We start from the raw sequence: 25719 nt of genomic DNA, 5'->3' as shown, positions 1-25719 counted from the left end.
CGCGCCGCCACTGCCACCAGCGGGCCCCCACCCCCTCCCCCGCGTTATTGTTGGCCGGAACTCACTTCAGGAGGGGAACCCATGACAACCAGCACCAAGCAACCCGTTCGTGTGGCCGTCACCGGCGCTGCCGGGCAGATCGGCTACAGCCTGCTCTTCCGCATCGCCGCCGGAGACATGCTCGGCAAGGACCAGCCCGTGATCCTGCAACTGCTGGAGATCACGCCCGCGCTGAAGGCTCTCAACGGCGTGGTGATGGAGCTGCGCGACTGCGCCTTTCCGCTGCTGACCGACATCGTGACCAGCGACGACCCGAACGTGGCCTTCAAGGACGCGGACTATGCCCTCCTCGTCGGCGCGATGCCCCGCAAGGCCGGGATGGAGCGCGGCGACCTCCTCGGCGCGAACGGCGGCATCTTCAAGCCGCAGGGGCAGGCGCTCAACGCTGTGGCGAGCCGCGACGTGAAGGTTCTCGTGGTGGGCAACCCCGCGAACACGAACGCCCTCATCGCCCAGCAGAACGCGCCCGACCTCGACCCCAGGCAGTTCACGGCGATGGTGCGGCTGGACCACAACCGCGCCATCAGCCAGCTCGCCGAGAAGACCGGACAGCCCGTCAGCGCCATCAAGAACCTCACGATCTGGGGCAACCACTCCTCCACCCAGTACCCCGACCTCTCGCAGACGACGGTGAACGGCCAGCCCGCCCTCGACCTCGTGGACCGCGAGTGGTACGAGACCACCTACATCCCCACCGTTGCCAAGCGCGGCGCGGCGATCATCGAGGCGCGCGGGGCGAGCAGCGCGGCGTCGGCGGCGTCGGCGGCCATCGACCACATGCGCGACTGGGCGCTGGGCACGTCGGAGGGCGAGTGGGTCAGCATGGGCATCCCGTCCGACGGCTCCTACGGCGTGCCGGAAGGCCTGATCTACGGCTTCCCGGTTCGGTGCAGCGGTGGCAAGTACGAGATCGTGCAGGGCCTCTCCGTCTCGGACTTCAGCCGGGGCAGGATGGACGCCACCGCGCAGGAACTCACCGAGGAGCGCGACGAGGTGCGGAAGCTCGGATTGGTGCAGTAAGCGAATACCGCCGAAAGTGGGCCGTCTCCTGGGGAGGGGGCGGCCCCAACTGTTCTCGTCCGCTGGCATCTTCCCCCGCCACGGGCTAGACTGACGGGCTGAACGTGCCGAAAGCAGGCGCAACGACCGGCACCCGCCACGCCCACCGGGCGGTCTTCCTGCGGGGTGCCGATTGAAAGGGGTCTTTACCGTGGCTGAAAAGGACATCGACAAGTTGCTCTCCCTGACCGACAGCAAGTACCGCCTGTCGGTCGTGACGGCGAAGCGGGCGCTGCAACTGCGCTCCGGCGCGCCGAGCGTGTTGCCCGTGGAGCAGCGCGTCCGCACCCGCAACCTCGTCACCCAGGCGATGCGCGAGCTGGCGACCGGGCGGCTCACCGTGGGCACCGAACTCATGGATGAGGGCCGATTCCATCAGGATTACGTGCGGCAGAAGCAGGCGCAGCTTCAGGCGCAGCTCAACGCCGAGCGCGAACGCGAACGCGACTGAGCGCGGGTCAATCGGGGGGGCGGGCCTGTTCGGGGTCCCGTCCCCCTCGCCTTTGGGAGGGAGGCGCGGACTAGATTGGGGTCTATGCTGAGCGCCTTCGCCGTCCTCCTGAGCGTGACCGCCGTGCTGGCCTACCTGAACGAGCGGACGCTGCGGCTCCCGACCACGGTGGGCGTCACGCTGGCGGGGGCGCTGGCGAGCATCGGCCTGATCGCGCTCGACGCGCTGGGGGTGCCCGGCCTGCGCGGCTGGGCGAGCGAGCTGCTGCGAACGCTGAACTTCACCGAATTCGTCCTGAACGGCATTCTCAGCCTCCTGCTCTTCGCCGGTGCGATGGGCCTCAACGCCGGGCAGATGCTGCGGCAGCGGGTCAGCATCCTCACGCTGGCGGTGATCAGCACCCTGGTCAGCACCCTCCTGATCGGGTTCGCGGCCTACGGCGTCTTCGCGCTCGTGGGGCTGGACGTGCCCCTGATGTGGGCGCTGCTCTTCGGTGCCCTGATCAGCCCGACCGACCCCGTGGCCGTGCTGGACCTCCTCAAGCGGGCGCGGGTACCCCCCCGGATCGAGACGCTGATCGCGGGCGAGAGCCTGTTCAACGACGGGGTGGGCGTGGTGATCTTCCTCGTGCTGGCGGGCCTCGCCGGGGTGGGCGACCACCACGCGCCGCCGGGGCTGACGGGTGCCCTGACCCTCTTCGTGCAGGAGGCGCTGGGCGGGATGCTGTTCGGGGCCGCGCTGGGCGTGGTGGGCTACCGGATGCTGCGTTCTATCGAGCAGCACGCGGTCGAGGTGCTCATCACGCTCGCGCTCGTGGTGGGCGGGTACGTGGCCGCCGCCGCGCTGGGCATCAGCGGGCCGCTGGCGATGGTCGTGGCGGGGCTGTTCGTCTCCGCGACGAAGGACCGTGCCTTCGGGGCCGAGACGCGCGCCCACATCGAGGGCTTCTGGGAGACGACCGATCAGGTCCTCAACATCCTGCTCTTCTCCTTTATCGGGCTGGACGTGCTCCTCACCGAGACGACCGGGCCGCAGATCGTCGCCAGCCTTCTCCTCGTCGGGGTGGCCCTCGCCTCCCGCTGGATCAGCGTCGCCCTGCCCTTCGCGCTCGTGCGGGCGCGCGAGGGGTATGGGGCCTACACCGTGCGCCTCCTGACCTGGGGCGGCCTGCGCGGCGGCATCGCCATCAGCCTCGCGCTCAGCCTTCCGGAGAGTCCGTACCGCACCCACATCGTCACGGCGACCTACGTCATCGTCCTGTTCACCATCGCCGTGCAGGGCCTGACCATCATGCCCCTCGTGCGCCGGGCGGTGGAGGCGAGCGGGGAGGCGAGTCCGGGGGAGGGTGCTCCGGCACGGCACTAGACCTCTGCGAAAGCAGGTGCTGGGGGTGGAGAAGGTCAGAGGAAAAAGTGATGGGTGATGAGGGATGAGGAGGGACACGGCCCGGTCGCCCTCTTCCGCTCCTCCTCAAAAGAAGAGAGGCGGTAGGCCACAGCCCCCGCCCCTCGTTGTTGTTGCTGACCGCTGATTGCTGAAAGCTGACCGCTTCCCCCTTACCTCCCCGCCGACGCCGTGACTCCGGTGGTCAAGGCCTCGTGGATGCCCTGCGCGATGCCGAGGGCCACGCGGTCGAGGTAGTTGTCGTCCTTGAGGTTCAGGCCGTCCACTGGATGACTCGTGTACCCGATCTCCACGAGGGCGGCGGGGACGCGGCTGTTCCGCAGCACCGACAGAGAGCGGTTGCCCTTGAGGCCGCGCGAGAACGCGCCCGTCACGTTCACCATGTTCTTCTGCAACAGGCCGGCGAAGCGTCCCGACAGGGAATGGTTGGGGTTCCACCACGTCTCCACGCCGTAGCCGCGCAGGGCGGTCTGGGCCTCCATCGCGTTGACGTGGATGCTCACGAAGAGCTGGGTGCCGGGACTGCCCATCCGGGCGCGGGCTTGCAGGTCGGCAGCCTTGTTGGCGTTCAGGGCGGTGTCCGACTCCCGCGTGAGCACCGCGTCCACCCCCGCCGAGCGCAACAGCCCCTTGACCCGCTGGGCCACGTCGAGCGTCACCACCTTCTCGACGATGGAACCGACCGCGCCGGGGTCCCGCCCCCCGTGGCCGGGGTCGATCACCACACGCGGCTGTGTCAGGCTCGCGCTGAAGGCCAGGATCGCCGTGCCGCGCGTGGCGGGGATGGGCGGCACCGCCGTGAGGACCTTCGCCTGCGGGACGAGCGGCGTCAGGTCCGCCAGCGCCGGGGAGAGGTCCACCGCGAGCCGCGAACGGTCGCTTCCCGCCGCCGGGGGCAGCAACTCCGCCCGCCATCCGCTGCGCGCCGTCAGCGAGGTTCCCGTCAGGAGCGTTACGGCCACGCCCTCCACCGTCGGCTCGAAGCGCCACGCCCGCAGTTCGGGGCTGAGGTTCTGCCCGCCCTGCATCCCCGCCGTCACGCCCGCGAGTTCCAGCCGCAGGCCGATGCCGCCCGGCACCATCCGGTAGCTCGCCCCCGGCGGCAGGTCGAGGACCACCCGCGTGAGGCCGGGGTTCTTCCCCAGACGCGGCGCGGCGAGGCTGGCTCCCGGCTGCACGTTGCCGGGCACCCGTCCCGCCAGCGGGTTGGGCTTCCCGGCCTCCTGACTGGGCAGCGCCGGGGCGGGTGGGGGCAGCGTCCCCTGCGTCTTCACCGTGTCGCCGGGGGGCAGCCCTTCCGGCAGGGAGGCGGGGGGGTCCGCCGGGGCCGCCGCAATCGGGGTGGGTGTTGGCGTCGGAGATGTCGCCGTCGTCGCGGGCGGGGTCAGGGGCGCGTTCAGGGCCGTGCGCGCGTCGGGGGTCGTCGGGGCCACGCTCGTCCGCACCTGCGCCCGCAGCGCCGCGCTCGCCCCGCCCGTCAGCGTCGGCGCGAACTCCACGATCAGCACCCGCGCCCCGTTCGCCACCGTCGTCTCCGAGGCCCGCCAGCCGTCCGTCAGTGACAGCGGGAAGGGCGTGACCAGCGTCACCTGCCCACCTCCCGCCCGGTACTCGCTCACGCTGGCCCCCAGCCGCGCGCTCACGGATGGCAGCACGCGCGCCCCCCGCACGTCGATCCGCAGCCCCCCGAAGGTCGGCGTCAGCAGGTATGTCACCCCCGGCCCGAGGTCGAACACCACGCGGGTCAGGCTCCCGTCGTTGCTCGCGCGGGGCAACCCGAAGGCCGTCGTCGTCGCGCCCGTCAGGTTCAGCGCCGCCGGGGGAGTGGTGGTGGAGAGGGTGGGTGCCGCCTGGGTCGGGGTGCTCGTCGCCGGAGTCTGAGCGCCCGTCGCGGACCGCAGAGAGGGGGTCGTCTGCGTGGGCAGCGCCCGCTGGAAGGGGTCGGTCTGTCCCGCAGCCCACGACCCCGCCACGCCGCACGACAGAAGGGATGAGAGGAAGATGGCCCTCGGCTTCATGGTCCCCCATAGTGAGGGCAAATCTCGTGAGAAGCGCACATTTCACCTCATGAGCGAGGAGATTGTACGCCAAAAGGGAGGGTGCTGACAATCGCTGGGTGAGAAGTCCACGGCAGAGCTTCATGGGAGAGAAGCCGGAGAAGGACGCCGGAGCATCCTCTCCAAGCCCGTCAACCTCACACGTCACCCTCGAAACCCCACCTCGGTTCTATCCTCTGGGCATGACCGCCGCCGAGACTCCTGCTCCCCATATCCATCTGCCGGACGGCTCCTGCTGCGGTCCCAGGAAGTTCGCGCACCTGCACCAGCACACGCAGTACAGCCTGCTCGACGGCGCGGCGAAGCTCAAGGACCTCCTGAAGTGGGTCAAGGAGGTCACGCCGACCGACCCGGCCTGCGCGATGACCGACCACGGCAACATGCACGGGGCCGTCCACTTCTACAACTACGCGACGGGCATGGGCGTCAAACCGATCCTGGGCTACGAGGCCTACGTCGTCCCCGGCCACGGCACCCGGCGCGACAAGAAGCCCGGCGTGAGCGGTGAGAAGGGCATCTTCCACCTCACGCTGCTCGCCCGCGACTTCGAGGGCTACCAGAACCTCTGCCGCCTGAGTTCGCGCGGCTACACCGAGGGCTATTACTACAAGCCCCGCATCGACCACGAGCTGCTTCAGGAGCACCACAAAGGGGTCATCGCCTTCTCCGGCTGCCTCGGCTCGGAGGTGCAGCAGCTCCTGTTGCAGGGGCGCGAGGACGAGGCGAAGCAGCGGTTGCTGTGGTACCGCGACCTGTTCGGCGAGAACTACTTCATCGAGATTCAGGACCACGGGCTGACCGAGCAGCGCAAGAACAACCCCATCCTCAAGGCGTGGGCGCAGGAACTCGGCATCGGCATGGTGGCGACGAACGACGGTCACTATGTCAAGAAGACGGACGCCACCGCCCACGAGACGCTGCTCGCCATCCAGACGAAGGCCACCCTCGCCGACGAGAACCGCTTCAAGTTCCCCTGCGAGGAGTTCTATGTGAAGGGCCTGGACGAGATGCAGAAAGCCCTGCCTGTGTCCGAGTGGGGCGAGGAGCCGTTCGACAACACGGCACGCATCGCCGAGATGTGCAACGTCGAACTCCCGGTGGGGAAGAAGCGCAAGTACCAGATGCCCGCCCTGCCCATCCCCGAGGGCCGCACGATGGCCGAGGAACTGCGGGTGCAGACATACCGGGGCACGGTGAAGCGGTATCCGGCGCACGCGACGGAGGGGCTGCTGCGCGACTATGCCCAGCGGTCGCTGGAGGCGCTGGGGGCGGAGGATAAAAAGCGCGTCCTCGCCCGCGTGAGGGGTTGCGACGCCAAGACTTGCGACCTCGAAACGTTGTTTACGCTGCTTGCCTTCATGGGGTCGGAGTGGGAGAAGCGCGGCAAGGACGCGGGGGAGAAGTACACGAAGTACCCAGCGTTGGAAGTGATGGAGGCGGAGGCTGAGGCGGGCCAGCTTCCCGCCTACGCCCACGAGGACTGCCGCCGCGCCAGTCAGAAGGACAGCGACACGGCCATCGAACTCGACCCGGAGGACGGGGGAGAGGAGACGACGAAGGCGCACCACCTCCACGCCCTCGTCATCCTGCGCCGCGCCGAGTACGAGCTGTCGGTCATCAACAACATGGGCTTCCCCGACTACTTCCTGATCGTCGCCGATTACATCAACTGGGCGAAGGATCAGGGCATCTCGGTCGGGCCAGGGCGTGGGTCGGGCGCGGGGTCGCTCGTCGCCTACGCCATCCGCATCACCAACCTCGACCCGCTGGAGTTCGAGCTGCTGTTCGAACGCTTCCTCAATCCCGACCGCATCTCCATGCCCGACTTCGACATCGACTTCAACGATGCCCGGCGCGGCGAGGTCATCGGGTACGTCCAGCAGAAGTACGGGGACGACAAGGTGGCCCAGATTGCCACCTTCGGGACGATGGCAAGCAAGGCGTGTCTCAAGGACGTGGCGCGTGTAATGGGCCTGGAGTACGCCAAAGTTGATAAGGTCTCCAAACTTATCCCTATCAAGTTCGGCAAGTCGTACTCGCTGGAGCAGGCACGTGACGCGGTGCCGGATATTCAGCAGATGCTCGAAGAGGACGCGCAGCTCAGGGAGGCCTACGAGTTCGCCCTGAAGCTGGAGGGTCTGACCCGCCACGCCTCCGTCCACGCGGCGGGCGTCGTGATCGGTCGGGACCAGCTCACCGACCTCGTGCCCGTGATGCGCGACACGTCGGGCGAGGGCATGGTCTGTCAGTACGACATGAAGGCCGTGGAGGACATCGGCCTGATCAAGATGGACTTCCTGGGGCTGCGAACCCTGTCCTTCCTCGACGAGGCGAAACGAATCATGCGCGAGTCGAAAAGTATCGACATCGACTTCGACGCGATCCCCTTCGACGACGCCAGAACCTACGAGCTGATGAGCCGGGGCGACACGAAGGGCGTCTTCCAGCTTGAGGGCGCGGGCATTGCCGACGCCTCCCGCCGCCTCAAGCCCCGCCGCCTCGCCGACATCATCGCCCTCTCGGCGCTCTACCGCCCCGGCCCGATGGAGAACATCCCCACCTACGTCCGCCGCCACCACGGGGTCGAGGAGGTGGATTACGTCAAGGACGGCTTTCCCGCCTCCGCACAGTGGTTGGAGAAGATTCTGGCCGAGACGTACGGCATCCCCGTCTATCAGGAACAGATCATGCAGATCGCTTCGGAGGTCGCGGGATTCTCGCTCGGCGGCGCAGATTTGCTTCGTCGCGCGATGGGCAAGAAGGACGCTGAGGAGATGAAGCGTCAGCGGCAAATCTTTGTTGATGGGGCAGAGAAGAATGGCGTTCCAAAAGAAGAAGGTGATAAGTTATTCGATTTGTTGGATGCTTTTGCTAATTACGGATTCAATAAGAGTCACAGCGCCGCATATGGAGTCATTACTTATCAAACCGCCTGGCTCAAAGCCAATTACCCCGTCGAATTCATGGCGTCTCTTCTCACCGTCGAGCGCCGCGATTCCGACAAGGTGGCCGAGTACGTCAGTGACGCCCGGAAGATGGACGTGCGCGTGCTGCCGCCCGACATCAACCGTTCCGCCGCCGACTTCGCGGTGCAGGGCGAGGAAATTCTGTTCGGGCTGTACGCGATCAAGGGGCTGGGTGAGGCCGCCGTGCAAAGGATTCTGGATGAGCGCCAGCGGGCCGGGGAGTTCCGGTCGCTCGCCGACTTCTGCTCCCGGCTCGGCAACAAGGTCTGCAACCGCAAGGCGATGGAAAGCCTGATCAAGTCCGGGGCCTTCGACCACTTCGGGGAACGCAGGCAACTCACCGAGAGCCTGGAAGACTCCCTGACCTGGGCGCAGGGGGCCGCCGCGATGGCGAACAGCGGTATGGACGCCCTCTTCGGCATGAGCGAGACGGCACCCGAGCCGAAGCTCCGCACGGGAATTGACCCCTACACCGACCTCCAGCGCCTCGCCATCGAGAAGGAGTCGCTGGGCCTCTATATCTCCGGGCACCCGCTGGAGCAGCACGAGGGACTGCGTGAGGCCGCCAGTTGCCGCATCTCCGACCTCGACGCCTGGTTCACCACCCAGAACGTCGCGCCCGGCAAGCGGGTGAAGGTCGTCCTCGCGGGCATGATCGAGAGCGTGGTCAAGAAGCCCACGAAGTCGGGCGGCATGATGGCCCGCTTCATCCTCGCCGACGAGTCGGGGCAGACAGAACTCGTCGCCTTCTCCCGCGCCTACGACCGCATTCAGGAGAAGCTGGTCAACGACACGCCCGCCCTCGTCATCGTCGAACTCGAATCGGAGGACGGCGGCCTGCGCGCCATCGCCGAGGAGGTCGTGGGCGTCGAGCAACTGGCCGAGGTCCCGAAGGTCATGTACGTGACCATCGACCTGGAGACCGCCAGCCCCGACGCCGTGGGCGAGTTTCAGAGCGTGCTGGACGAACACGCGGGCACCATGCCCACCTACCTGCGGCTGGAGACGCCCGAGCAGTTCGTCCTCTACCAGCTCGATCACAACATGGGCAGCCCCGAGGCCATCCGCGCCCTGAATACCACGTTCCCGTGGGCTGACGCCTACCTCGCCTACGACCAGGGCACCATCCTCAGCCGCTTCGCGCCCAAGCCGCCCGCGTGGGTGAATAAGCAGGGGGGACGGGGGATGCAGGCTTGAATGAGGCCTCCACATTGAGTGACGAGGCGAGCATGTACCGCCAAGCCTTGCTCAGCGCTCTGATTACATCTTCAGAGGTTGTGGCTTGGGCTGACCGTCAAATCCCGCGTCTTGATGTGCTTCCTGATGCCCTGGTGGATGTTAGTTTGTCTGGTGGTGACACCAATAAGCTCTCGATTGCCTTGGGCGAGTTAGGGGCACGAAAACTGAGCGAGACTGCGTTCCGGCTCTATGCAATGCATCTGCTTTCGCTTCTGCGAGATGATCCCGCTAGCCTGTCTTCTGTTACTGGGGCTTTGTATCGTCTCGCGTGGACCAAGGAAGCGCCGGAGAACATTGGCGACAAGATTTGTGGATTTGATGACGAATTGCACCTTGCTCGGGAGCTGATCTACGGCTCTTTAGAGGAAGTGGAAGCTGACGTGCGGAAATTCCTGCAAAGCTGGGCCATCCCAACTGCTCTTTAATTACAACCCCAGATGCCCCCGCACCCGCTCGTCCAGTTCTCTGATCAGATGGGCAGGAAGACGGCCTTACTCCTTCGTTACCCAATCTTCCACTTTTAGACCCTCGATCCTCCTAAACTCGCTTAAATTATTGGTGACAAGTATGGCTTTAAGAGCTATAGCGTGTCCGGCAATCAATTGATCGTAGGGACCAATAGGTTTTCCTGTGGACGCCAAGCCGGCCCGCACTTCGGCAGCTTTCTCGGCGGCACTGTCCTCAAAGGGGAAGACATGCAGTCCAGAAATGAAATTACCGAGGCGCTTGGCATTGGTGGACTGTCGAGAACTGCGCCACACACCAAACCACAACTCGTGCAGCGTGACGCTGGAGATGGCAAGCGTATGACCCTCCTCCGTCACCTCGACCATTCGCCCCCGTACCTGTTTCGGTTCCTCGTTCATGATGAAAACACAGGTGTTGGTGTCGAGGAGATACAGCCTGGGGAGACTCACAGGATAGGTTCCCGCTCCTGTTGCTCGGTGGGCTGTTCGCGCTCAATCGGCCCCTCGATGGATGCGAGAGCGTCGAAAATTGCGCCCCCATCCTGCTTCTTGATAGGCGTGATAACCAATTCGCGACCACGGCGAATAATTTCCACCTCACCGTAGGGCAAAGCGAACTCCTGCGGAATGCGGACGGCTTGGCTATTTCCACTCTTAAAAACCTTGCTCCTGGTCACGACCGACCTCCTGTGTAGATACAGTATACACAGTAAAGCGTGCGCTCCAGCCCGCGCCTTTCTCTTACCCCTCCGCCCCACCCCCCAGCGGGTTCCTCCCCAGCAGCGCCACCACCACCGCCGTCACCCCGACGCCGCCGATCAGCACCTTCTGAATCGGCGTGGCGTATGCGAAGGCGAAGGCCGCCACAAACACCCCGACGAAGCCCATCACGAGGCGTTCCTCGGGTTTCATCTGCCCCTGTGTCGTCATGGCTGCATTGGACGCCCGGCTCAGCAGGCCAATCCCGCGCCCCCTCACTGTATGGGGGCCAGCTCAAGGCGAGGGGCTGAACCTTTCCGGCTTACGCGTACTGCCGGGTCATCATCATGATCTTGAGTTCGTGGGGACTGGTGGCCGACTGCATGGCGTCCTCCTCCGTCATCTTGCCCTCGGTGACGAGTTCGGCGAGGTGCTGGTCGAAGGTGTGCATTCCGCGCGCCCCGCCTTCCAGAAGGGCCTGCTTCACCTCCTCCATCCGGTCCACGTCCTTGATGCACTCACGGACGGTGGGGGTGCCCAGCAGGATTTCCATGCCCAGTACGCGCCCGCCGCCCGCGCGGGGCAGGAGGCGCTGGCTGACGATGCCGACGATACTCTCGGAGAGGCCGAGGCGAATCTGGTCGCGCTCGTGCGGGGCGAAGAAGTCGATGATGCGGTTGACGGTCCGCACGGCGTCCTGCGTGTGCAGGGTGGAGAAGACGAGGTGCCCGGTCTGCGCGGCGGAGAGGGCGGCCTCCACGGTCTCCTTGTCGCGCATCTCGCCGATCAGGATCACGTCGGGGTCCTGGCGCATCGACGCCCGTAGCCCGGCGGAAAAGCTCATGGTGTCAGTGCCGAGTTCGCGCTGGGAGATCAGGGCCGTCTTGTCGCGGTGGACGACCTCGATGGGGTCCTCCAGCGTCACGATATTTACCGGGCTGGTCGCGTTGATGTAGTCGATGATGGAGGCGAGCGTGGTCGTCTTGCCCGAGCCGGTCGGCCCCGTCACGAGGATCAGGCCGCGCTCGTGGGCGGCGAGGGCCTCGAAGGTGGACTCCGGGAGGCCGAGGTCCTTGAAGGAGGGGATGGGCTTGTCCTCGATCACGCGCATGATCAGGCCCACCGAGCCGCGCTGGTAGTAGGCGTTCACGCGAAAGCGGGCGAGACCCGGCACCCCATAGGCGAAGTCGGCCTCGCGCCTCGCCACGAACTCCTCCCACATGCCGGGTCGGGGCATCATCTCGCGGGCGAACAGCTCCACATGCTCGGGCGTCAGCCGCGCCTCACCGAACCGTTGAATCGAGCCGTTCACACGTCCCGCCGGGGCCGTCCCCGCCCGCAGGTGAATATCGCTGGCTCCCCCCTTCACCATGACCTGCAAAAGACCATTCAGAACGCTCACCCCGCGAAGGTACGCTGGGGGGTCTTACACTTTTATGCGGCGTTCATGTGAGAGCAGGCCGGGCGTCAGACGACGCGCAGGTGGTCCACGTCCCCCACCAATCCCAGGTCCTGCAATCTCCGGGCGATCAGCGAGCGGTGGCACGTGCCGGGGTCCGCCTCGTAGCACAGCAGGCAGGCGCGGTGGGCGGTGGCGAGGGTGCCGAGTTCGTCCAGCGCCTCCCCCTGCGTGGCGAGGTGGGCGTGATACCCGCGCGTCAACACGCCGAAGTCGTGGCCCAGGCGGTACTCCTTGCGGAGGCTGGGCGGCGTGCCCAGGGCGCGCAGGTGGCGGTACTCGATGCCGCGCTCCCGCAGGGCGTCCGTCAGTGCCGTCTTGCTGTAGCCCCGGCGTCGGCTCTGCGCCCGCTCGCGGGTGTCCACGAGCAGGGTGACGCCCCTCTCGGTCAGCGTGTCGAGAAAGGCGTCCAGATCGGCGTTCTCGTAGCCGATGGTCAGGAGGGTGGGTGGGGTCATCCTGGGGCTAGCCCTCCTTCGCCCCCCGCAGGCGTCGGCTCTCTAAATCGGCGTGCTGGGTGAGGTAGCGCAGCCAGCCCTTCGGGGTGAGCGGCCCCAGCCCGTTGTGTTCGACGGTCGTGCCCTCGGTCGGGGGCGCGGCGTGGAGTTGCCGGGCGAGGTCCACCGTCTGAGAGCGGGTCTGGGAGAGGAGGTCACGCAGCTCGCGCAGACTCGTTCTCTCGGGCGGCCTGTAGGCGTGGTTCTCGTCACGCTCGAAGTCGCGCTGGCCGAGCGCCACGCGCAGGCGGTTTTGCCCCCACCGCTCAATGGCGATGATGTGACTCAGGGTGGCCCGGTTCGCCTCGGTGTCGGCGGCGCGGGCGGCCCGCTGGGCGAGGAAGACGCCGCCGCGCTCCAGGCTCTGGCCGAGATCGGTGTAGCTCGCGCGGGCGGCGGGGCGCTCGAAGACCTGCGCGACGAGAAAGTCCTTGACCTCCTCCTTGCGGCCCCGCGCCACGAACGCGGCCCCGGCGGCGACGCCGACGCTGGCGACCGTCACGACGGCGGGAACGAACACCTTGCTGCGTTTGGTCATGCCCCCAGTGTACGGGCCGGGCGGAGAACGTCAGTCCCGCTCGCTGGAAACGCGGGGCCGCTCCTCGCCCGCCGCGACGCTCTGCCTCTCCGGTCCCTCCTGCGGGTCGGGCCTGCGCGTCTGGTTGGGCGTCGGGTCGGGGAATTGCGGGTTGGCCTTGCGCCCGGCGTCGTGGGGGTACACGCGGGCGTCCACGTCGTACTCCTGCGGGGAGCGCAGTTTGAGGCGCGTCACCTTCGCGGGCAGGCCCATCGCTATGCCGTGCGGGGGAATGTCGCCGCGCAGCAGGGCGTGGGTGGCGAGCATGGCGTCGTCGCTGACCACGCTGCCCGCCAGAATCGTCGAGTGGTAGGTGATGCGCGCCCCGCGCCCGATCACCGTGCGGCGCAGGGTCACGTCCGGCCCGTCGAGGACCGAGTGCGTGTGGCTGTAGATGTTCACGTAGTCGCTCACCGAGGCGTTGTCGTGCAGCTCGATGCCGCCGATGTCGTCGAGGAAAACGTAGCGGTGGACGACCACATCGTCCCCCACCTCCATGTTGTACCCGACCGAGAACTCCACGTTCTGCCAGCACTTGAAGTTGCGCCCGACCCGCCGGAAGATTCGTTCGGCGAGGAGACGCCGGATGGGAATGCCCGTTACCGGGTTCTGCCCCATCGGCGTGAGGTCGAGGTTCTTCCACAGCCACAGCAGCGGCTTGACCGGGGCGAACCGCTCGGGGTCGGTCGCCATGTAGTACTCGGCCTCGAAGGTCACGTTCCGCGCGTCGAGGTTCAGCGCCGCGATGGGCGCGTCGGCAAGGAGCTGCCCGTAGGTGCGCCCGTACATCGCCTCCGCGAGCACGTCCCGCGCGAGCACGTTGCGGTCGGTCGCCGGGTCCGCGAGGCGGGCCTCCAGGTCACGCAGAAAGTCGCCAAACGCGGCCTGCGCGTCCCCATCGATGCTCACCGGCTTCAGCCACGTCACGCCCGCCACTGTAGCGCGGCCCCGCCGCCCACCATAGAGTTTAAAGCAGTTTTCAAACGAGTCTGGACCTCCGACCCTCCGGCGTGGGGAGAAATGCCCGTCCTGACGCGGGAACGGCGGTGGGATGGACCCTAGACAGGCGAGGGCTGCTCCTCCACATCCAGCACCCGCACCTCGTACCCGAGCGCCCGCGCCGTCTCCAGCGTGGCGGGCAACACGTCCGCGCCGGGGAGGGCCAGCAGCTCCAGCTCGCGCACGTCCCGCCGCCGCAGCTCGGCGTCCAACCCCGTGCCCGCGAAGGCGTCCGGCGGCGTGGCCCGCAGCGGCAGGTCGCCCGCCTCCGCCCGGAAGTCGGGGTGGTGGACCCACCCGCGCGAGAAGGTCGCGCCCGGCGTTCCCTCCGCCCCGTCCCACTGCACGTGGACGACCAGGTGGCTCGCCGCCCGCGCCGAGAGCACCCGCCGCTGCCAGCGTTGCGAGACACGCCCCTCGTCGGGGTGGCCCTCCAGGTGGTGCCGCTGGGCGGTGAGCAGGACGAGCGCCACGGGCGAGGGGGTCATATCGGGGATCATACCGGGGCGGCGCTCTCCCCCAATCGGGCGACGATGCCCTTGGCAGGAGAACTCCCCAGCCACAGCTCCACCCCGTCCACCTCTCTACCCCGTAACGGCGTTGCAGCGTTCTCCAGCCCCGGAACGAGAGGCTGGGGCGGCTGTGCCTCCAGATGAGGCGGTAAGAGAGGGAGACCACGCCGAGGAAGAAGGCCCAGCCCAGGACGGCGGTGAGGAGATCGAGCGGGAAGGCCACGGCGAGGGCCTGGAGTCACCCTTAGATGGTCACGACGCCTGCCCCTGCCCCGGCATCGTCATGATGCTCGCCCCGGCATCCACGTACATGGTCTGCCCGGTGACGCCGCTGCCGAGGTCGCTGAGCAGGAAGAGGGCGAGTTTGCCGACCTCCTCGGGGGTGGCGTGGCGACCCAGGGCGGCGCGGCGTCCGGCCTCGTCGTACAGGTTGCCGAAGCCGGGAATCGAGCGGGCGGCCACCGTCCGCATCGCCCCGGCGCTGATGGTGTTGACACGCACGCCCGATGGGCCGAGGTCGGCGGCGAGGTAACGGGTGGCGGCCTCCAGGGCGGCCTTCGCCACAGCCATCACGTTGTACTTGGGCACGACCTGTTGCGAGGCGTGGTAGGTCAGGCTGATGATGCTCGCGCCGTCCCTGAGCAGCGGCTCGGCGTGGCGGGTGGTGGAGACGAGCGTGTAGGCGCTGACGTTCAGGGCCGTGTTCCAGTCCTCGGGGGTCGTGTCCACGAAGCGGCCCTCCATCGCCGCTCTGGGCGCGAAGGCGATGGAGTGAACGAGGATGTCCAGCCCGCCGAACTCCTCCCGGACGCGGGCGAACAGCGCCGTCAGGTCCTCCTCGCTCGTCGCGTCGGCCTGCTGGGACCACACGCCCTCCCGGCCTGCGAGGAGCTTGTCGAGTTCGGTTTTGAGCCGCTCGCCCTGATAGGAAAAGCTCACCCGGCACCCCGCCGCGAGCAGTTGCTCCGCGATGGCCCAGCCGAGGCTGCGCGCGTTGGCGACCCCCATCACGAGGGCGGTCTTGCCGGACAGGTCCACGGAAACGGTCATGGGCGTGACTGTAGCAACCCGCCGGGGTCGGGCGTTGGAGCGGGTGCAAGCGGGTGGGGGAGAGTGACGTGGTGGAGCGTGTTTTGTGAGGTCGTCCTGGAGGGTCCGGCAGGACGGGTGACTGGGTTTCTTCCCACGTTGTGACCCTTGAAAGAGACCATCCCACATGTACTTTTTCTCCCTCCCTCCTTGTGGGGGAGGGTCGGGGAGGGGGTGACGAGCACCGCTCGTCCTCCTGCCAGACGGCAAAAACCAGCTTTCCGTCCAAGCTGTAACTCACATCGAGCGTTTGGAGGGGAGGCCGAGTGAGATGTGGCAAGTGCAGTGCAGCTCGCCCGACCAAACATCACCCAAGTCAACGTCCCCAAACCACCCCCTCGCCCCAAGCGTGCCCAACCCTCCGCCTCCTGCTGAAAAGACAGTCAGACTTCGGTGAGACATGCGAACCGATACTGACTCCCTGATGCTCCTGCGTTCCCCCCTCCTGCCCGTGCCGCACGCGTTCACGACGCGCGCCGGTGGCGTGTCGGTGGGGGCCTACGGTGCCCCGGCGGGTGGGGGCCTCAATCTGGATGACCGGGAGGACAACCCGGAGGTCGTCGCCGAGAACCGCCGCCGCCTGAGCACGGCCCTCGGCTTCGACCCGGCGCGGGTGGCCCGCCTGAATCAGGTCCACGGCACCGACGTTCGGGAGGCCCGGCCCGGCGTGCAGGAGGGCGACGCGCTGGTGACAACCGAGCCAGGATTGCTGCTCGCCATCGGGACGGCGGACTGCTACCCGGTCCTCCTCGCGGACGAGGCGGCGAGCGTGGTCGGCGCGGCGCACGCGGGCTGGCGCGGCACGCTGGGGCGGATTGCGGCACGGACCGTGGAGGCGATGGTGGCGCGCGGGGCACGGGCCGAGCGGATCAGGGCCGCCGTCGGCCCCGGCATCTGCGGCGAGCAGTATCCGGTGGGGGAGGACGTGGCGAGGCAGTTCCGGGAGGCCGGGCTGGACGAGCATGTGCTGGAGATCGGGGGTGCCCTTCACCTCGACCTCGCGGGGGCGAACCGGGCCGTGTTGCTCGCGGCGGGCCTCCTCCCCGAGAACGTGTGGGTGAGCGGGCGGTGCTCCACCGAACCCGACTTCTACTCCTACCGCCGCGACGCGGGCCGCACGGGGCGGATGTGGGCCGTGATCGGTCTCACCGGGACGGGGGGTGCGGCGTGAGCCTCCCCACCTCCCGCAGCCTGTTGCGTCCGCGCGACGTGCTCGACCACATCCACGACATCACGCCGGACTTTCTCGGCGAGCGCGGGCTGCACGGCCTCCTGCTCGACCTCGACAACACCCTGATCCCCTACGGCAGCTACGAGGAGCGGGCCGACGTGATGCGCTGGGTCGCCAACCTGCGGCGGGTGGGCGTGCGGCTGTACCTGCTGAGCAACGCGACGGGGAAGCGTGCCCGTTTCTGGCTCGACAAGCTCGGCTTCGAGGGGGTGGGGATGGCGGGCAAGCCCAACCCGCGCGCCTTCCGGCGGGCGCTGGGCGAACTGGGGCTGCCCGCGCGGCAGGTCGGGATGGTGGGCGATCAGCTCTTCACCGACGTGCTGGGCGGGAACCTGGCGGGGATGCACACCATCCTGGTGCGGCCCCTGGCGGTGAACGCCCTGCCCCACACCCGCGTGACCCGCAAGCTCGAACGGGCGGTCCTCAAACGCTACGGCCACGACTGGCGGCCCTCGGTGCCCCCCACCCTTCCCGCCCCCCCCATCCCCGACCGGCTGAACCCGCACGACAAGACGCACGACGACACGGAGGACAACGACAGTGGCACTCTCGATAGGTGATCGGCGCCTGGGCGCGATCCTGCTGGAGCAGGGGTACGTGAGCGACGTGGACCTGCAAAAGGCGCTCGTGCGCCACGCGGAGGTCGGTGGACGCCTCGGCGACATCCTGATCGACTCGGGCATCGTGGGCGAGAAGCGCATGGCCCGCGCCATCGAGGAGGCGCTCGGCATCCCGCTGGTGGACCTGCTCGTGGTCACGCCCGAACCGGAGGCGGTGGCGGCGGTGAACGCGGCGACGGCCCAGGCGATGCAGGCCTTCCCCTTCGCGCGGGACGGCGACACCCTGCGCGTGGCGTTCGTGGACCCGCTGTCCAGCGTGGCCGTGGAGACCCTGGAGGACGACAGTGGGCTGGACATCGAGCCGTACCAGGCGATGCGCGACCAGATTCTGTGGTCCATCGCCACCCACTACCCGGAGCTGAACCTCACGGTGGCGGCCCCCGCCGACGCGCGGGGCGGGGGCGGGCAGCTCGGGCAGCGGCTGATCGCGCGGGGCCTGCTCACCGGGGCGCAACTCGGGGTGGCGCTCGACGTGCAGCAGCAGACGGGCGAGCTGCTGGGCGCTGCCCTCGTCTCGCAGGGCATCCTCACGGACGATCAGCTCTACGAGGTGCTCGCCGAGCAGGCCGGGGCGACCTTCGTGCGCGACCCGCGCGACTTCCACCCGTCCGAGGACGTGCTGGGCGGAATGCTGCGCGCCGACGCCCTGCGGCTTCAGGCCGTGGCCGTGGACGAGAACGATCAGGGCATCATCGTCGTGGCGAGCGACCCGCGCCGCCGGGGCGACCTCGAGACGCTGCTGGGGCGTCCGGTGCAGCTCGTCCTCGCCAAACCGCGCGACGTGGAGGGATTGGTCGAACGCTTCTACCCCCAGCGGGGCCGCCTCGGTGAGCAGATGGTCCAGCAGGGCAGCCTGTCGCGCGCCCAGCTCCGCGAGGCCCTCCAGGTGCAGGCGCGCGGGGGCAAGGTCAAGCCGCTCGGGGAGGTCATCATCGAGATGGGCTTCGCGGGGGCCGACGAGATCGAGTCCGCCCTGCAAAAGCAGAACTCGGGCGGGGGACGGCTGGAGGACACCCTCGTCCAGTCGGGCAAGCTCAGCCCCGAGATGCTCGCCCGCTCGCTCGCCGCGCAGCTCGGCTACGAGTACCTCGATCCCGTCCAGAACCCGCCCGACGCGAAGGTGGCCCTGATGATCCCCGAGGCGACGGCGCGGCGCTACCTCGTCGTGCCCGTGCGGATTCAGGGCGAATCTCTCGTCATCGCCATGAAGGACCCCCGCAACGTCTTCGCCCTGGACGACCTCAAGCTCATCACGGGCCGCGAGATCGTCCCGGCGGTGATGGCGGAAAAGGACATCGTTCGCCTCATCGAGCGGTACTTCGGCAGCCAGGACATGGCGAACCTCAACCAGCGCCTCGTCGCCGAGAGCAAGAGTCGCGAGGCGAAAAAGCAGGACGACGTGGAGGCCTCCGCGCTCGACGACAACGCCGTCGTCCGGGTGGTGGACAACCTGATCCGCGAGGCGGCCCTGCAGGAGGCGTCGGACATCCACATCGAGCCGACCGAGACCTCGCTGCGGGTGCGCTACCGCATCGACGGCGTGCTGCGCGAGCAGAACGAGCTGCCCCGTGGCAGCGCCCAGAGCATCCTCGCCCGCATCAAGATCATGGGCAACCTCGACATCGCCGAGCGGCGCATTCCGCAGGACGGGCGCGTGCGCTTCCGCAAGGGCAGCATCGACATCGACCTGCGTCTGTCCACCCTGCCCACCGTGTACGGCGAGAAGGCCGTGATGAGGTTGCTGCAAAAGGCCAGCAACATCCCGGAAGTCGGGCAGCTCGGCTTCTCCGAACACAACTTCCAGCGGTATCTGGACGTGATCGAGAAGCCCAACGGCATCTTCCTCGTCACCGGACCGACGGGTTCGGGCAAGTCGTTCACCTCGTTCTCGACCCTCAAGCGCATCGCCCGCCCCGAGAAGAACACGACGACCATCGAGGACCCCATCGAGTACGAGATTCCGGGCATCGTGCAGTCTCAGGTGAACACGGCGGCGGGCATGACCTTCGCGCGGGCGCTGCGGGCCTTCCTCCGGCAGGACCCCGACATCATCTTCGTGGGCGAGGTCCGCGACGCCGAGACCGCCAAGATCGCCACCGAGGCCGCCCTGACCGGCCACCTCGTGCTGGCGACCCTGCACACCAACGACGCGCCCGGCGCGATCACCCGTCTGGAGGAGATGGGCGTGGAGCATTTCAACATCGCCGCCGCTGTGGTGGGCGTGCTCGCCCAGCGCCTCGTGCGCCGGGTGTGCGGCGAGTGCAAGCAGCCCACGAACGCCGACCCCGACGTGCTGCGCCGCCTGCGCCTGACCGAGGCCCAGGTGGCGGGTGCCCAGCTCATGCGCGGCTCGGGCTGCCCCCGCTGCGGCGGCACCGGCTACAAGGGCCGCATGGGCATCCACGAACTGATGGTGATCGACGACCCCCTGCGCCGCGCCATCGGGGCGGGCAAGACCGCCGCCGAGGTGCGCGACGTGGCCCTGAACGAGAGCGACATGCGGACCCTGCGCCACGACGGCATCGAAAAGGCCTTGCAGGGCCTGACGACGCTGGAGGAAGTGCTGGCGGTCACGAGCAACTAGCGGCGAGCGACCAGCCGCCAGCTCCCAGCGTCCAGCCCCTCCTTCTTTTCCCACTGACCACTGACCACTCACCACACCCCACATCCCACACCCCGAGGTTCCCCATGACCACTTCCCCCGCCGACATCACCGACATCCTGCGCGTGGCCGCCGAGAAGGGCGCGTCCGACGTGATCCTGACCGTGGGGATGCCGCCGCAGTTCAAGCTTCAGGGCGTGTACGACCCGCAGGGCTTTTCCGAACTCGTGGCGACGCAGACGCGCAAGCTGATGTACTCCATGATGAACGAGAAGCAGCAGCGCACCTTCGAGGAAAAGCGCGAGCTGGACTTCTCCTTCGCGCTGGGCGACAAGGCCCGCTTCCGCGTGAACGCCTTCATGCAGCGCGGCAACGTGGGCGGAGTGCTGCGCCTCATCCCCACGCGCATCAAGACGGCGCAGGAGATGGGGCTGCCGCAGAACATCGTGGAACTCGCCGAGTCGCCGCGCGGCCTCGTCCTCGTGACCGGGCCGACGGGCAGCGGCAAGAGCACCACGCTCGCCGCCATGATCGACCATATCAACCAGACCAAGCGGCTGCACATCGTGACCATCGAGGACCCCATCGAGTTCATGCACCCGCACAAGCAGAGCATCGTCAACCAGCGCGAGGTCGGGGCCGACACCATGAGCTTCAACGCCGCCCTGCGCGCCGCGCTGCGTCAGGCCCCCGACGTGATCCTCGTGGGCGAGATGCGCGACTACGAGACGATCAAGGCCGCCGTGACCGCCGCCGAGACCGGCCACCTCGTCATGGGCACCCTGCACACCAACTCCGCGCCCGAGAGCATCGACCGCATCGTGGACGTGTTCCCGGAGGAGCAGCAGGAGCAGATTCGCGTCCAGCTCGCCAACAACCTCGTTGCCGTGATGACCCAGCAGCTCCTTCCCAAAGCCGACGGCTCGGGCCGCGTCCTCGCCTACGAACTCCTGATCGCCAACCCCGCCGTCCGCGCCCTGATCCGCGAGGGCAAGACCTTCCAGATCGTCTCGACGATGCAGACGGGTGCCCGCGAGGGCATGGTCACGATGGACGCCTTTCTCGCCAACCTCTACCGCCGCCGCGTCATCTCCTACGACACGGGCGTGGAGCGGGCCGTGGACCCCAAGGAATTCGCCCGCCTCGCCAACGACGCCACCACCAGTACCGGGGCCGCCGGGAGCTACAGCCCACCCGCCGGAGGGGGGGCCGCCTCCCCCACGGCGGGCCGCGCCCCGGCCAATCCCACCCTATCGGGTACCGGGGCGGGCCGCACAACCACCGACACGGCCTTCGGGAACACGAGCGCGGGCAAGCCGTACGGGCGGGGGTGAGGGCGGGGGAGTCGCCAGTCGCCAGCTTCCAGTCGCCAGAAAGAGCGGTGGTCGTGGCGCTGTACGGGCGGTTCCTCACGCACCATCACCACTCACTCCTCCCCACTCACCGCAGGTTCCCCACCTCCACCGTTGCCGTCAGCTCCCCGCTCGCGGCGGCGGTGACGATGAGTGCCCCCGGCGTGACGTTCAGGGCTGAGAGCCGCAGGGGACCGACCGTGCCCGCGAGCCTCACGCCCGGCGTAGGAGCGAAGGGCAGCCGGGATTGCACCTGCCCCCGCGCCTTCGCCAGAGGTTCGGTCAGGTCGAAGCGGGCGGCGCGGGTGAGGTACGCCTGTGCCCGCGCGTCTGCCAGCCAACCGATCACGCGCCCGGTCAGCCCCTCGCGGCGGGTGGTGACGGTCACGCCGCCGAGGGTGACGACGCGGCCCGAGGCGTCCAGCTTGGGCGTGCCCGTCACGTCGGCGGTCGCCCGGACCTTGAGGCCCAGCGGCCCGCTCACAAGGACGGAGACGGCGGCGCTGAGCTTCGGCCCCAGCGGCTTCACCGTCACACCCGTCACGCGCAGGGTGGGGGAGAGGGGCACGGGGAGGGGGAAAGCCTGCCTTCCTGCCGCCCGCGTCGCGGCTTCCGAAAGCTCGGCGTAGGGGAGACGCACGGGCACGCTCAGGCTCACGCCGGGGGTGGGCGGCGGGGCGACGCGAAGTGGGGGCAGGGGCGAGGGCATGTGGGCGGAAGCGCGGCCCAGCCCGGCGTCCAGATCGAACGTCGCGCCGACCGTCAACTTGAGTGCGTCGTCCGTGAAGCGGAAGGGGCTGACACTCAGGCTGCGGGGGGTGACGCGGGCGTAGGCGGGGTCTGGGGTGGGGAGGGTCCACGGTCGCTGAACCTGCGCCCATACCGTTCCGGCCCGCGCCCGCAGGTTCGCCCCCTCTCGCACGGCCCGCGCCACCTCCGCCGCCACCCGGTCGAGTTGTGCCCGCACCTGCCCATCCACCAGCGACCGCACGCTCACCCGCACGCCCTCGGTGAGGTCCACGCTCAGGGGGTCGGTCCACTCGTAGTCGCCCTTCACCCGCGCGCCCGCCTCCCACTCGGGGGTAACGAAGGGGGCCACGCGCAGGCTGACCGTCGCCGCACCGCCGAAATCGCGTGTCAGGAAGGAGCCGAGGCCCGCCGGGGTCGCCCGGAAGCTCGCGCGGATGGGCACGCTGACGATCAGGGCGTCTCCCTCCGGCGCAGTCCGAAGGCTGACGTGACCCGCCCGCATCACCGTGCCCGTGAGCCTCACACTCAGCAGGCCACCCAAATAGTCCCGCGTTTCGTCCACCCGCGCGAACTCGGCGGGCACCCGCGCGTTCGCCGCTCCCTGCACCCCCGCCAGCGGGACGGTGACGGGCAGCGTCAGCAAGGACAGGGCGGAGGCGTTCTCGGTCATCAGCACGGTGAGGAGAGCGGGCAGGAGCAGGCGTCTCATGGAATCGGATTCAGGCTAGGGGAGAGGGATGAGGAGACGGGCCTTTCCCACACCCTACACCCCACATCCCACTACCCTCCTTCCCATGTGGGCGCAACACGACCTCCGGCTCCGGCCCCTTCCGCGCGGCTTTCACCTCATCACGCGGGAGGTGGTGGGTGCCGTGCCCGAACTCGCGCGGGTGCGGGTGGGGCTGCTGCATGTTTTCATCACACACACGTCGGCCAGCCTCGCCCTGAACGAGAACGCCTCGCCCGACGTGCGGCGGGACTTCGAGCGGTACTTCACCCACCTCGTCCCCGACGGCTGGCGGGACTTCGAGCACACGCTGGCGGGACCGGACGACATGGCCGCGCACATCAAGGCGAGCCTGCTCGGCCCCAGCCTGAGCTTGCCCGTGCAAGGCGGTCGGCTGGCGCTGGGGACGTGGCAGGGCGTGTACCTCTGCGAACACCGGGACGAGGGCGGGGCAAGGAGGCTCGTGCTGACCCTGCATGGCGAGGAACGGTAGTCACTCCCCCGGTCTGAGTGTCAGCGTCCGCGTTCGGCCCCAGTCCGCCTCGTCCGTGCTCATGGGCAGGTATTCACCCCGCGCCCACAGCGCCTGCTGGTCGCTGACGTTGCCGCCGAAGGGCGAGCCGCTCTGCCCGAGGCTGCCGATGTAGAGGCTGCGGTTCATGTCGCTCAGGTCGATGATGTGGCGGTAGCTCGCCCCGTGGGTCTGCCGCAAGGTCTCCGGGTCGGGGCGGGCGACGTTGACGGTGTTCGTGCCGCCGGGGGTGGGCGTGGTGTGGTTGAACAGCCACGCGAGGGCCTTCACGTTCCCGAAGGCGCGGTGGTTGCTAGCGACGGTATGGACCTTGCCGTAGGTCCAGCCGTCCACGTTGGAACCGAGGCGGGCGGCCAGACCATCTACGGTGCGGCTCAGGCTGGCGCGGAGTTCGGCGGCGCAGTCCACGCGCTCGGCGGCCTCGTTCCGGCACAGCTCGCCCCCGGTCCGCAGTTGGTTCAGCACGGCGAGGCTGTTCACGCGCGTCCCGTCGCCCACCTCGTCCGCCGCCATTGCCTGAAGCTGCACGAGCCACGCCTCGAAGATGGTGGCGGGCACGCTCGCCGTCGTCTCGTTGCCGTCCCAGTCCTGCAATCGGGCAAGAGCTTCCCGGCTGAGGTCGCCCTGCGGCTGGGTGGCGAGCAGGAAGGGCTTAAGGTCACGCCACACGAGGCTCACGGTATCGAACTGGACAGCCTTCACATCGTCCATCGTCAGCCCGGCGGGCTTGGCCGTCAGCAGTTCGGTGATGCGCGCAGCGCGGTACGGCTCGGCCCAGTTGCGGATGTTCCCGAGGTTGAAGGGGTAGCCGTCCGGCACGACGCGGTTGTTGGCGGTGACGACGAGGCCATCGGCGGGATTGAAGGTGTGCGGCAGGCGCTCGAAGGGGACGTAGCCCGCCCACTCGCGGGAGCCGTCGCCGGGCACGGGGAGCGAGCCGTCCCAGCCGTTGCGGAGGGGAATGCGTCCCGGCGCGTAATACCCGGTGTTCCCGTCCACGTCGGCATAAACGAAGCTCTGGCTCGGGGCCACGTAGCGGCGAAGCGCGGTCACGAAGTCGTCCCAATTCCGCGCGTAGTTCAGGCCGAGGAAGGCGTCGAAGGTCGTGTCGTTCGGTTGCAGCGCCGTCCAGCGCAGCGCCACGCGCGGCCCGAGCGTTCCCGCGCCCACGTCGCTGACGATGGGGCCGTGGCGGCTCTCGCGGACGGTGAGGCGCACGTCGGGGCCGCCCTTGACCCGGATGACTTCCGTGCGCGAGGTCAGGGGCGCGTTCTCCGGCTCGATGTAGAGGTCCTGCACGTCGGGATTCACGTTCGTCACGCCCCACGCGATGCGGTCATTCCGCCCGATGACGATGCCGGGCAGGCCGGGGATGGTGGCCCCGATGGAGCGCAGCGTCGGCCCCTGAAGGTCCGCCAGATACCACAGCATCGGGCTGGTGAGCGCGAGGTGCGGGTCGTCCGCGAGGATGGGCTTGCCGCTCGCTGTGCGCTCCCCGCCGATCACCCAGTTGTTGCTCCCCTTGCCGGGCACCCGCTCCAGGCCGAGGGCGCGGGCGGCGTTCAGGTGGGTTTGGAGGGCGGTCAGAGTTGCGTCGGGAAGGGCGGCGGCTTGAGCTTTCGTCTCTGTTGCCCGTCCCGTCACCCCGATCTCTTCCCGGCTCAGGATGGTCGGCCCATTCATAGGGTAGGGGGGCAGAACGGTATTCAACCCCTGCGCGCCCAGCCGCCGCAGCACGCGCGAGGCGAGCAGTTCCTCGTCGTAGTTCCCGCCGAGGTCGTAGGCCATCAACTTGCTCCACGCCACGCTGTCCACGTCCGTCCACGGTTCCGGCGTGTAGCCCAGGATGCGGAACTTGGGGGCTAGCTTGCCTTGCTTCAGCCCCGCGTTCACCCCCGCCGTGTACGCGCTCACCAGCCGCCGCGAGCGTTCGGAGAGGGCGGGGAGGATGGACCCCGCCGCCCGGTAGAAGCCCCACGTCCGCAGGAAGCGGTCTTGCGGCAGAGCGGCCTCCCCCAGCACCTCCGCGAGCCGCCCCTGCGTCACCCGCCGCTGGAAGTCCATCTGCCACGCCCGGTCCTGCGCGTGGACGAAGCCGAGCGCGAAGAGGGCGTCGGCGTCGCTCGCCCGCGCCCGGATATGCGGCACTCCCCAGCGGTCACGCGTGACGGTCACGGGACCGGACAGCCCGGAGAGCGTCACCGTCCCGCTCACCCGTGGGTTGGAGGTCGCCCGCAGCCACAGCACCGCCCCGAGCGCCGCCCCCAGCACGAGCAGCACGACCCACAGCAGGCCGCGCCCCAGCCGCCCCGCCCACCTCTGCCGCGTCCTCAACGTCATTCTGACCCCCTTTTGAAGTGGGTCCAAGAT

At 68.4% G+C, this 25719-nt stretch carries 21 protein-coding genes and 1 pseudogene; 10 read left to right on the top strand and 12 right to left on the bottom strand.

What is annotated here, in order from left to right:
* The first annotated feature begins 81 nt into the window (after window positions 1–81).
* The 3 genes from V3W47_RS17630 (at window position 82) to V3W47_RS17620 (ending at window position 2935) form a co-directional block, all read left to right on the top strand.
* A complete protein-coding gene (locus tag V3W47_RS17630; RefSeq protein WP_331826543.1) occupies window positions 82–1080 on the top strand; it encodes a malate dehydrogenase in 999 nt (332 codons plus the stop codon).
* A 190-nt stretch (window positions 1081–1270) separates the two neighbouring features.
* The gene (gene rpoZ / locus V3W47_RS17625) at window positions 1271–1570 is read left to right on the top strand and encodes a DNA-directed RNA polymerase subunit omega (protein ID WP_331826542.1); all 300 of its coding nucleotides are present in this window, start codon (window positions 1271–1273) and stop codon (window positions 1568–1570) included.
* An 84-nt stretch (window positions 1571–1654) separates the two neighbouring features.
* On the top strand, window positions 1655–2935 hold the full coding sequence (locus V3W47_RS17620) for a cation:proton antiporter (RefSeq protein WP_331826541.1): 1281 nt from the start codon (window positions 1655–1657) through the stop codon (window positions 2933–2935).
* Window positions 2936–3126: 191 nt separating this feature from the next.
* Here V3W47_RS17620 and V3W47_RS17615 read toward each other — a convergent pair whose 3' ends face one another.
* Window positions 3127–4992 carry an N-acetylmuramoyl-L-alanine amidase gene (locus V3W47_RS17615; protein WP_331826540.1) on the bottom strand — a complete coding sequence of 622 codons (1866 nt, stop codon included), beginning with the start codon at window positions 4990–4992 and terminating at the stop codon, window positions 3127–3129.
* 221 nt (window positions 4993–5213) lie between these two features.
* Here V3W47_RS17615 and dnaE point away from each other — a divergent pair, with 221 nt between their 5' ends.
* The gene (gene dnaE / locus V3W47_RS17610; protein ID WP_331826539.1) at window positions 5214–9194 is read left to right on the top strand and encodes a DNA polymerase III subunit alpha; all 3981 of its coding nucleotides are present in this window, start codon (window positions 5214–5216) and stop codon (window positions 9192–9194) included.
* 32 nt (window positions 9195–9226) lie between these two features.
* A complete protein-coding gene (locus tag V3W47_RS17605; protein ID WP_331826538.1) occupies window positions 9227–9661 on the top strand; it encodes a hypothetical protein in 435 nt (144 codons plus the stop codon).
* Window positions 9662–9727: 66 nt separating this feature from the next.
* Here V3W47_RS17605 and vapC read toward each other — a convergent pair whose 3' ends face one another.
* The 9 genes from vapC to V3W47_RS17560 all read right to left on the bottom strand — a co-directional run bounded on the left by vapC (window position 9728) and on the right by V3W47_RS17560 (window position 15496).
* The gene (vapC, locus tag V3W47_RS17600; RefSeq protein ID WP_331826537.1) at window positions 9728–10153 is read right to left on the bottom strand and encodes a type II toxin-antitoxin system tRNA(fMet)-specific endonuclease VapC; all 426 of its coding nucleotides are present in this window, start codon (window positions 10151–10153) and stop codon (window positions 9728–9730) included.
* The gene (locus V3W47_RS17595; RefSeq protein ID WP_331826536.1) at window positions 10150–10380 is read right to left on the bottom strand and encodes an antitoxin; all 231 of its coding nucleotides are present in this window, start codon (window positions 10378–10380) and stop codon (window positions 10150–10152) included. Before V3W47_RS17595 ends, vapC begins: the two co-directional genes overlap by 4 nt.
* Before the next feature lie 64 nt (window positions 10381–10444).
* Entirely contained in the window at window positions 10445–10633 is a 189-nt protein-coding gene (locus tag V3W47_RS17590) for a hypothetical protein (protein WP_331826535.1), read from the bottom strand.
* Between the two features lie 91 nt (window positions 10634–10724).
* Window positions 10725–11804 carry a PilT/PilU family type 4a pilus ATPase gene (locus tag V3W47_RS17585; protein WP_331826534.1) on the bottom strand — a complete coding sequence of 360 codons (1080 nt, stop codon included), beginning with the start codon at window positions 11802–11804 and terminating at the stop codon, window positions 10725–10727.
* A 65-nt stretch (window positions 11805–11869) separates the two neighbouring features.
* Window positions 11870–12319: a DUF488 domain-containing protein gene (locus V3W47_RS17580; protein WP_331826533.1), complete on the bottom strand. Its 450-nt coding sequence runs from the start codon at window positions 12317–12319 to the stop codon at window positions 11870–11872.
* A 7-nt stretch (window positions 12320–12326) separates the two neighbouring features.
* Window positions 12327–12896 (bottom strand): DinB family protein, encoded by a 570-nt coding sequence (locus tag V3W47_RS17575; protein WP_331826532.1) that lies wholly within the window; start codon window positions 12894–12896, stop codon window positions 12327–12329.
* A gap of 30 nt (window positions 12897–12926) precedes the next feature.
* Window positions 12927–13862, bottom strand: a complete 936-nt coding sequence (locus tag V3W47_RS17570) for an acyltransferase (RefSeq protein ID WP_331826531.1) — start codon at window positions 13860–13862, stop codon at window positions 12927–12929.
* Between the two features lie 131 nt (window positions 13863–13993).
* A complete protein-coding gene (locus V3W47_RS17565) occupies window positions 13994–14422 on the bottom strand; it encodes a cysteine hydrolase family protein (RefSeq protein ID WP_331826530.1) in 429 nt (142 codons plus the stop codon).
* 276 nt (window positions 14423–14698) lie between these two features.
* The gene (locus V3W47_RS17560) at window positions 14699–15496 is read right to left on the bottom strand and encodes an enoyl-ACP reductase FabI (protein ID WP_331826529.1); all 798 of its coding nucleotides are present in this window, start codon (window positions 15494–15496) and stop codon (window positions 14699–14701) included.
* Between the two features lie 439 nt (window positions 15497–15935).
* Between V3W47_RS17560 and pgeF the strand changes: the two genes are divergently transcribed.
* From pgeF to V3W47_RS17540, 4 genes and pseudogenes are all read left to right on the top strand, one after another.
* Window positions 15936–16706, top strand: coding sequence for a peptidoglycan editing factor PgeF (gene pgeF, locus V3W47_RS17555; protein WP_331826528.1), 771 nt, complete (start codon window positions 15936–15938; stop codon window positions 16704–16706).
* Window positions 16664–17218, top strand: a pseudogene (locus tag V3W47_RS17550) (YqeG family HAD IIIA-type phosphatase); the annotation flags it as partial. The gene pgeF and the pseudogene V3W47_RS17550, both read left to right, overlap by 43 nt.
* An 88-nt stretch (window positions 17219–17306) precedes the next feature.
* The gene (locus tag V3W47_RS17545; RefSeq protein WP_331826527.1) at window positions 17307–19970 is read left to right on the top strand and encodes an ATPase, T2SS/T4P/T4SS family; all 2664 of its coding nucleotides are present in this window, start codon (window positions 17307–17309) and stop codon (window positions 19968–19970) included.
* 104 nt (window positions 19971–20074) lie between these two features.
* On the top strand, window positions 20075–21322 hold the full coding sequence (locus tag V3W47_RS17540) for a type IV pilus twitching motility protein PilT (protein WP_331826526.1): 1248 nt from the start codon (window positions 20075–20077) through the stop codon (window positions 21320–21322).
* Between the two features lie 106 nt (window positions 21323–21428).
* Here V3W47_RS17540 and V3W47_RS17535 read toward each other — a convergent pair whose 3' ends face one another.
* A complete protein-coding gene (locus V3W47_RS17535; RefSeq protein WP_331826525.1) occupies window positions 21429–22799 on the bottom strand; it encodes a DUF4403 family protein in 1371 nt (456 codons plus the stop codon).
* Between the two features lie 85 nt (window positions 22800–22884).
* Here V3W47_RS17535 and V3W47_RS17530 point away from each other — a divergent pair, with 85 nt between their 5' ends.
* On the top strand, window positions 22885–23310 hold the full coding sequence (locus tag V3W47_RS17530) for a secondary thiamine-phosphate synthase enzyme YjbQ (RefSeq protein ID WP_331826524.1): 426 nt from the start codon (window positions 22885–22887) through the stop codon (window positions 23308–23310).
* Here the strand turns inward: V3W47_RS17530 and V3W47_RS17525 are convergent, their stop codons facing one another.
* Complete coding sequence (locus V3W47_RS17525; RefSeq protein WP_331826523.1) at window positions 23311–25689, bottom strand: penicillin acylase family protein; 2379 nt, start codon at window positions 25687–25689, stop codon at window positions 23311–23313.
* Window positions 25690–25719: the final 30 nt, after the last annotated feature.

Source organism: Deinococcus sp. YIM 134068 (genome assembly GCF_036543075.1).
Taxonomy (GTDB): Bacteria; Deinococcota; Deinococci; order Deinococcales; family Deinococcaceae; genus Deinococcus; species Deinococcus lichenicola.
This window is presented reverse-complemented; position numbering and strand designations above follow the sequence as displayed.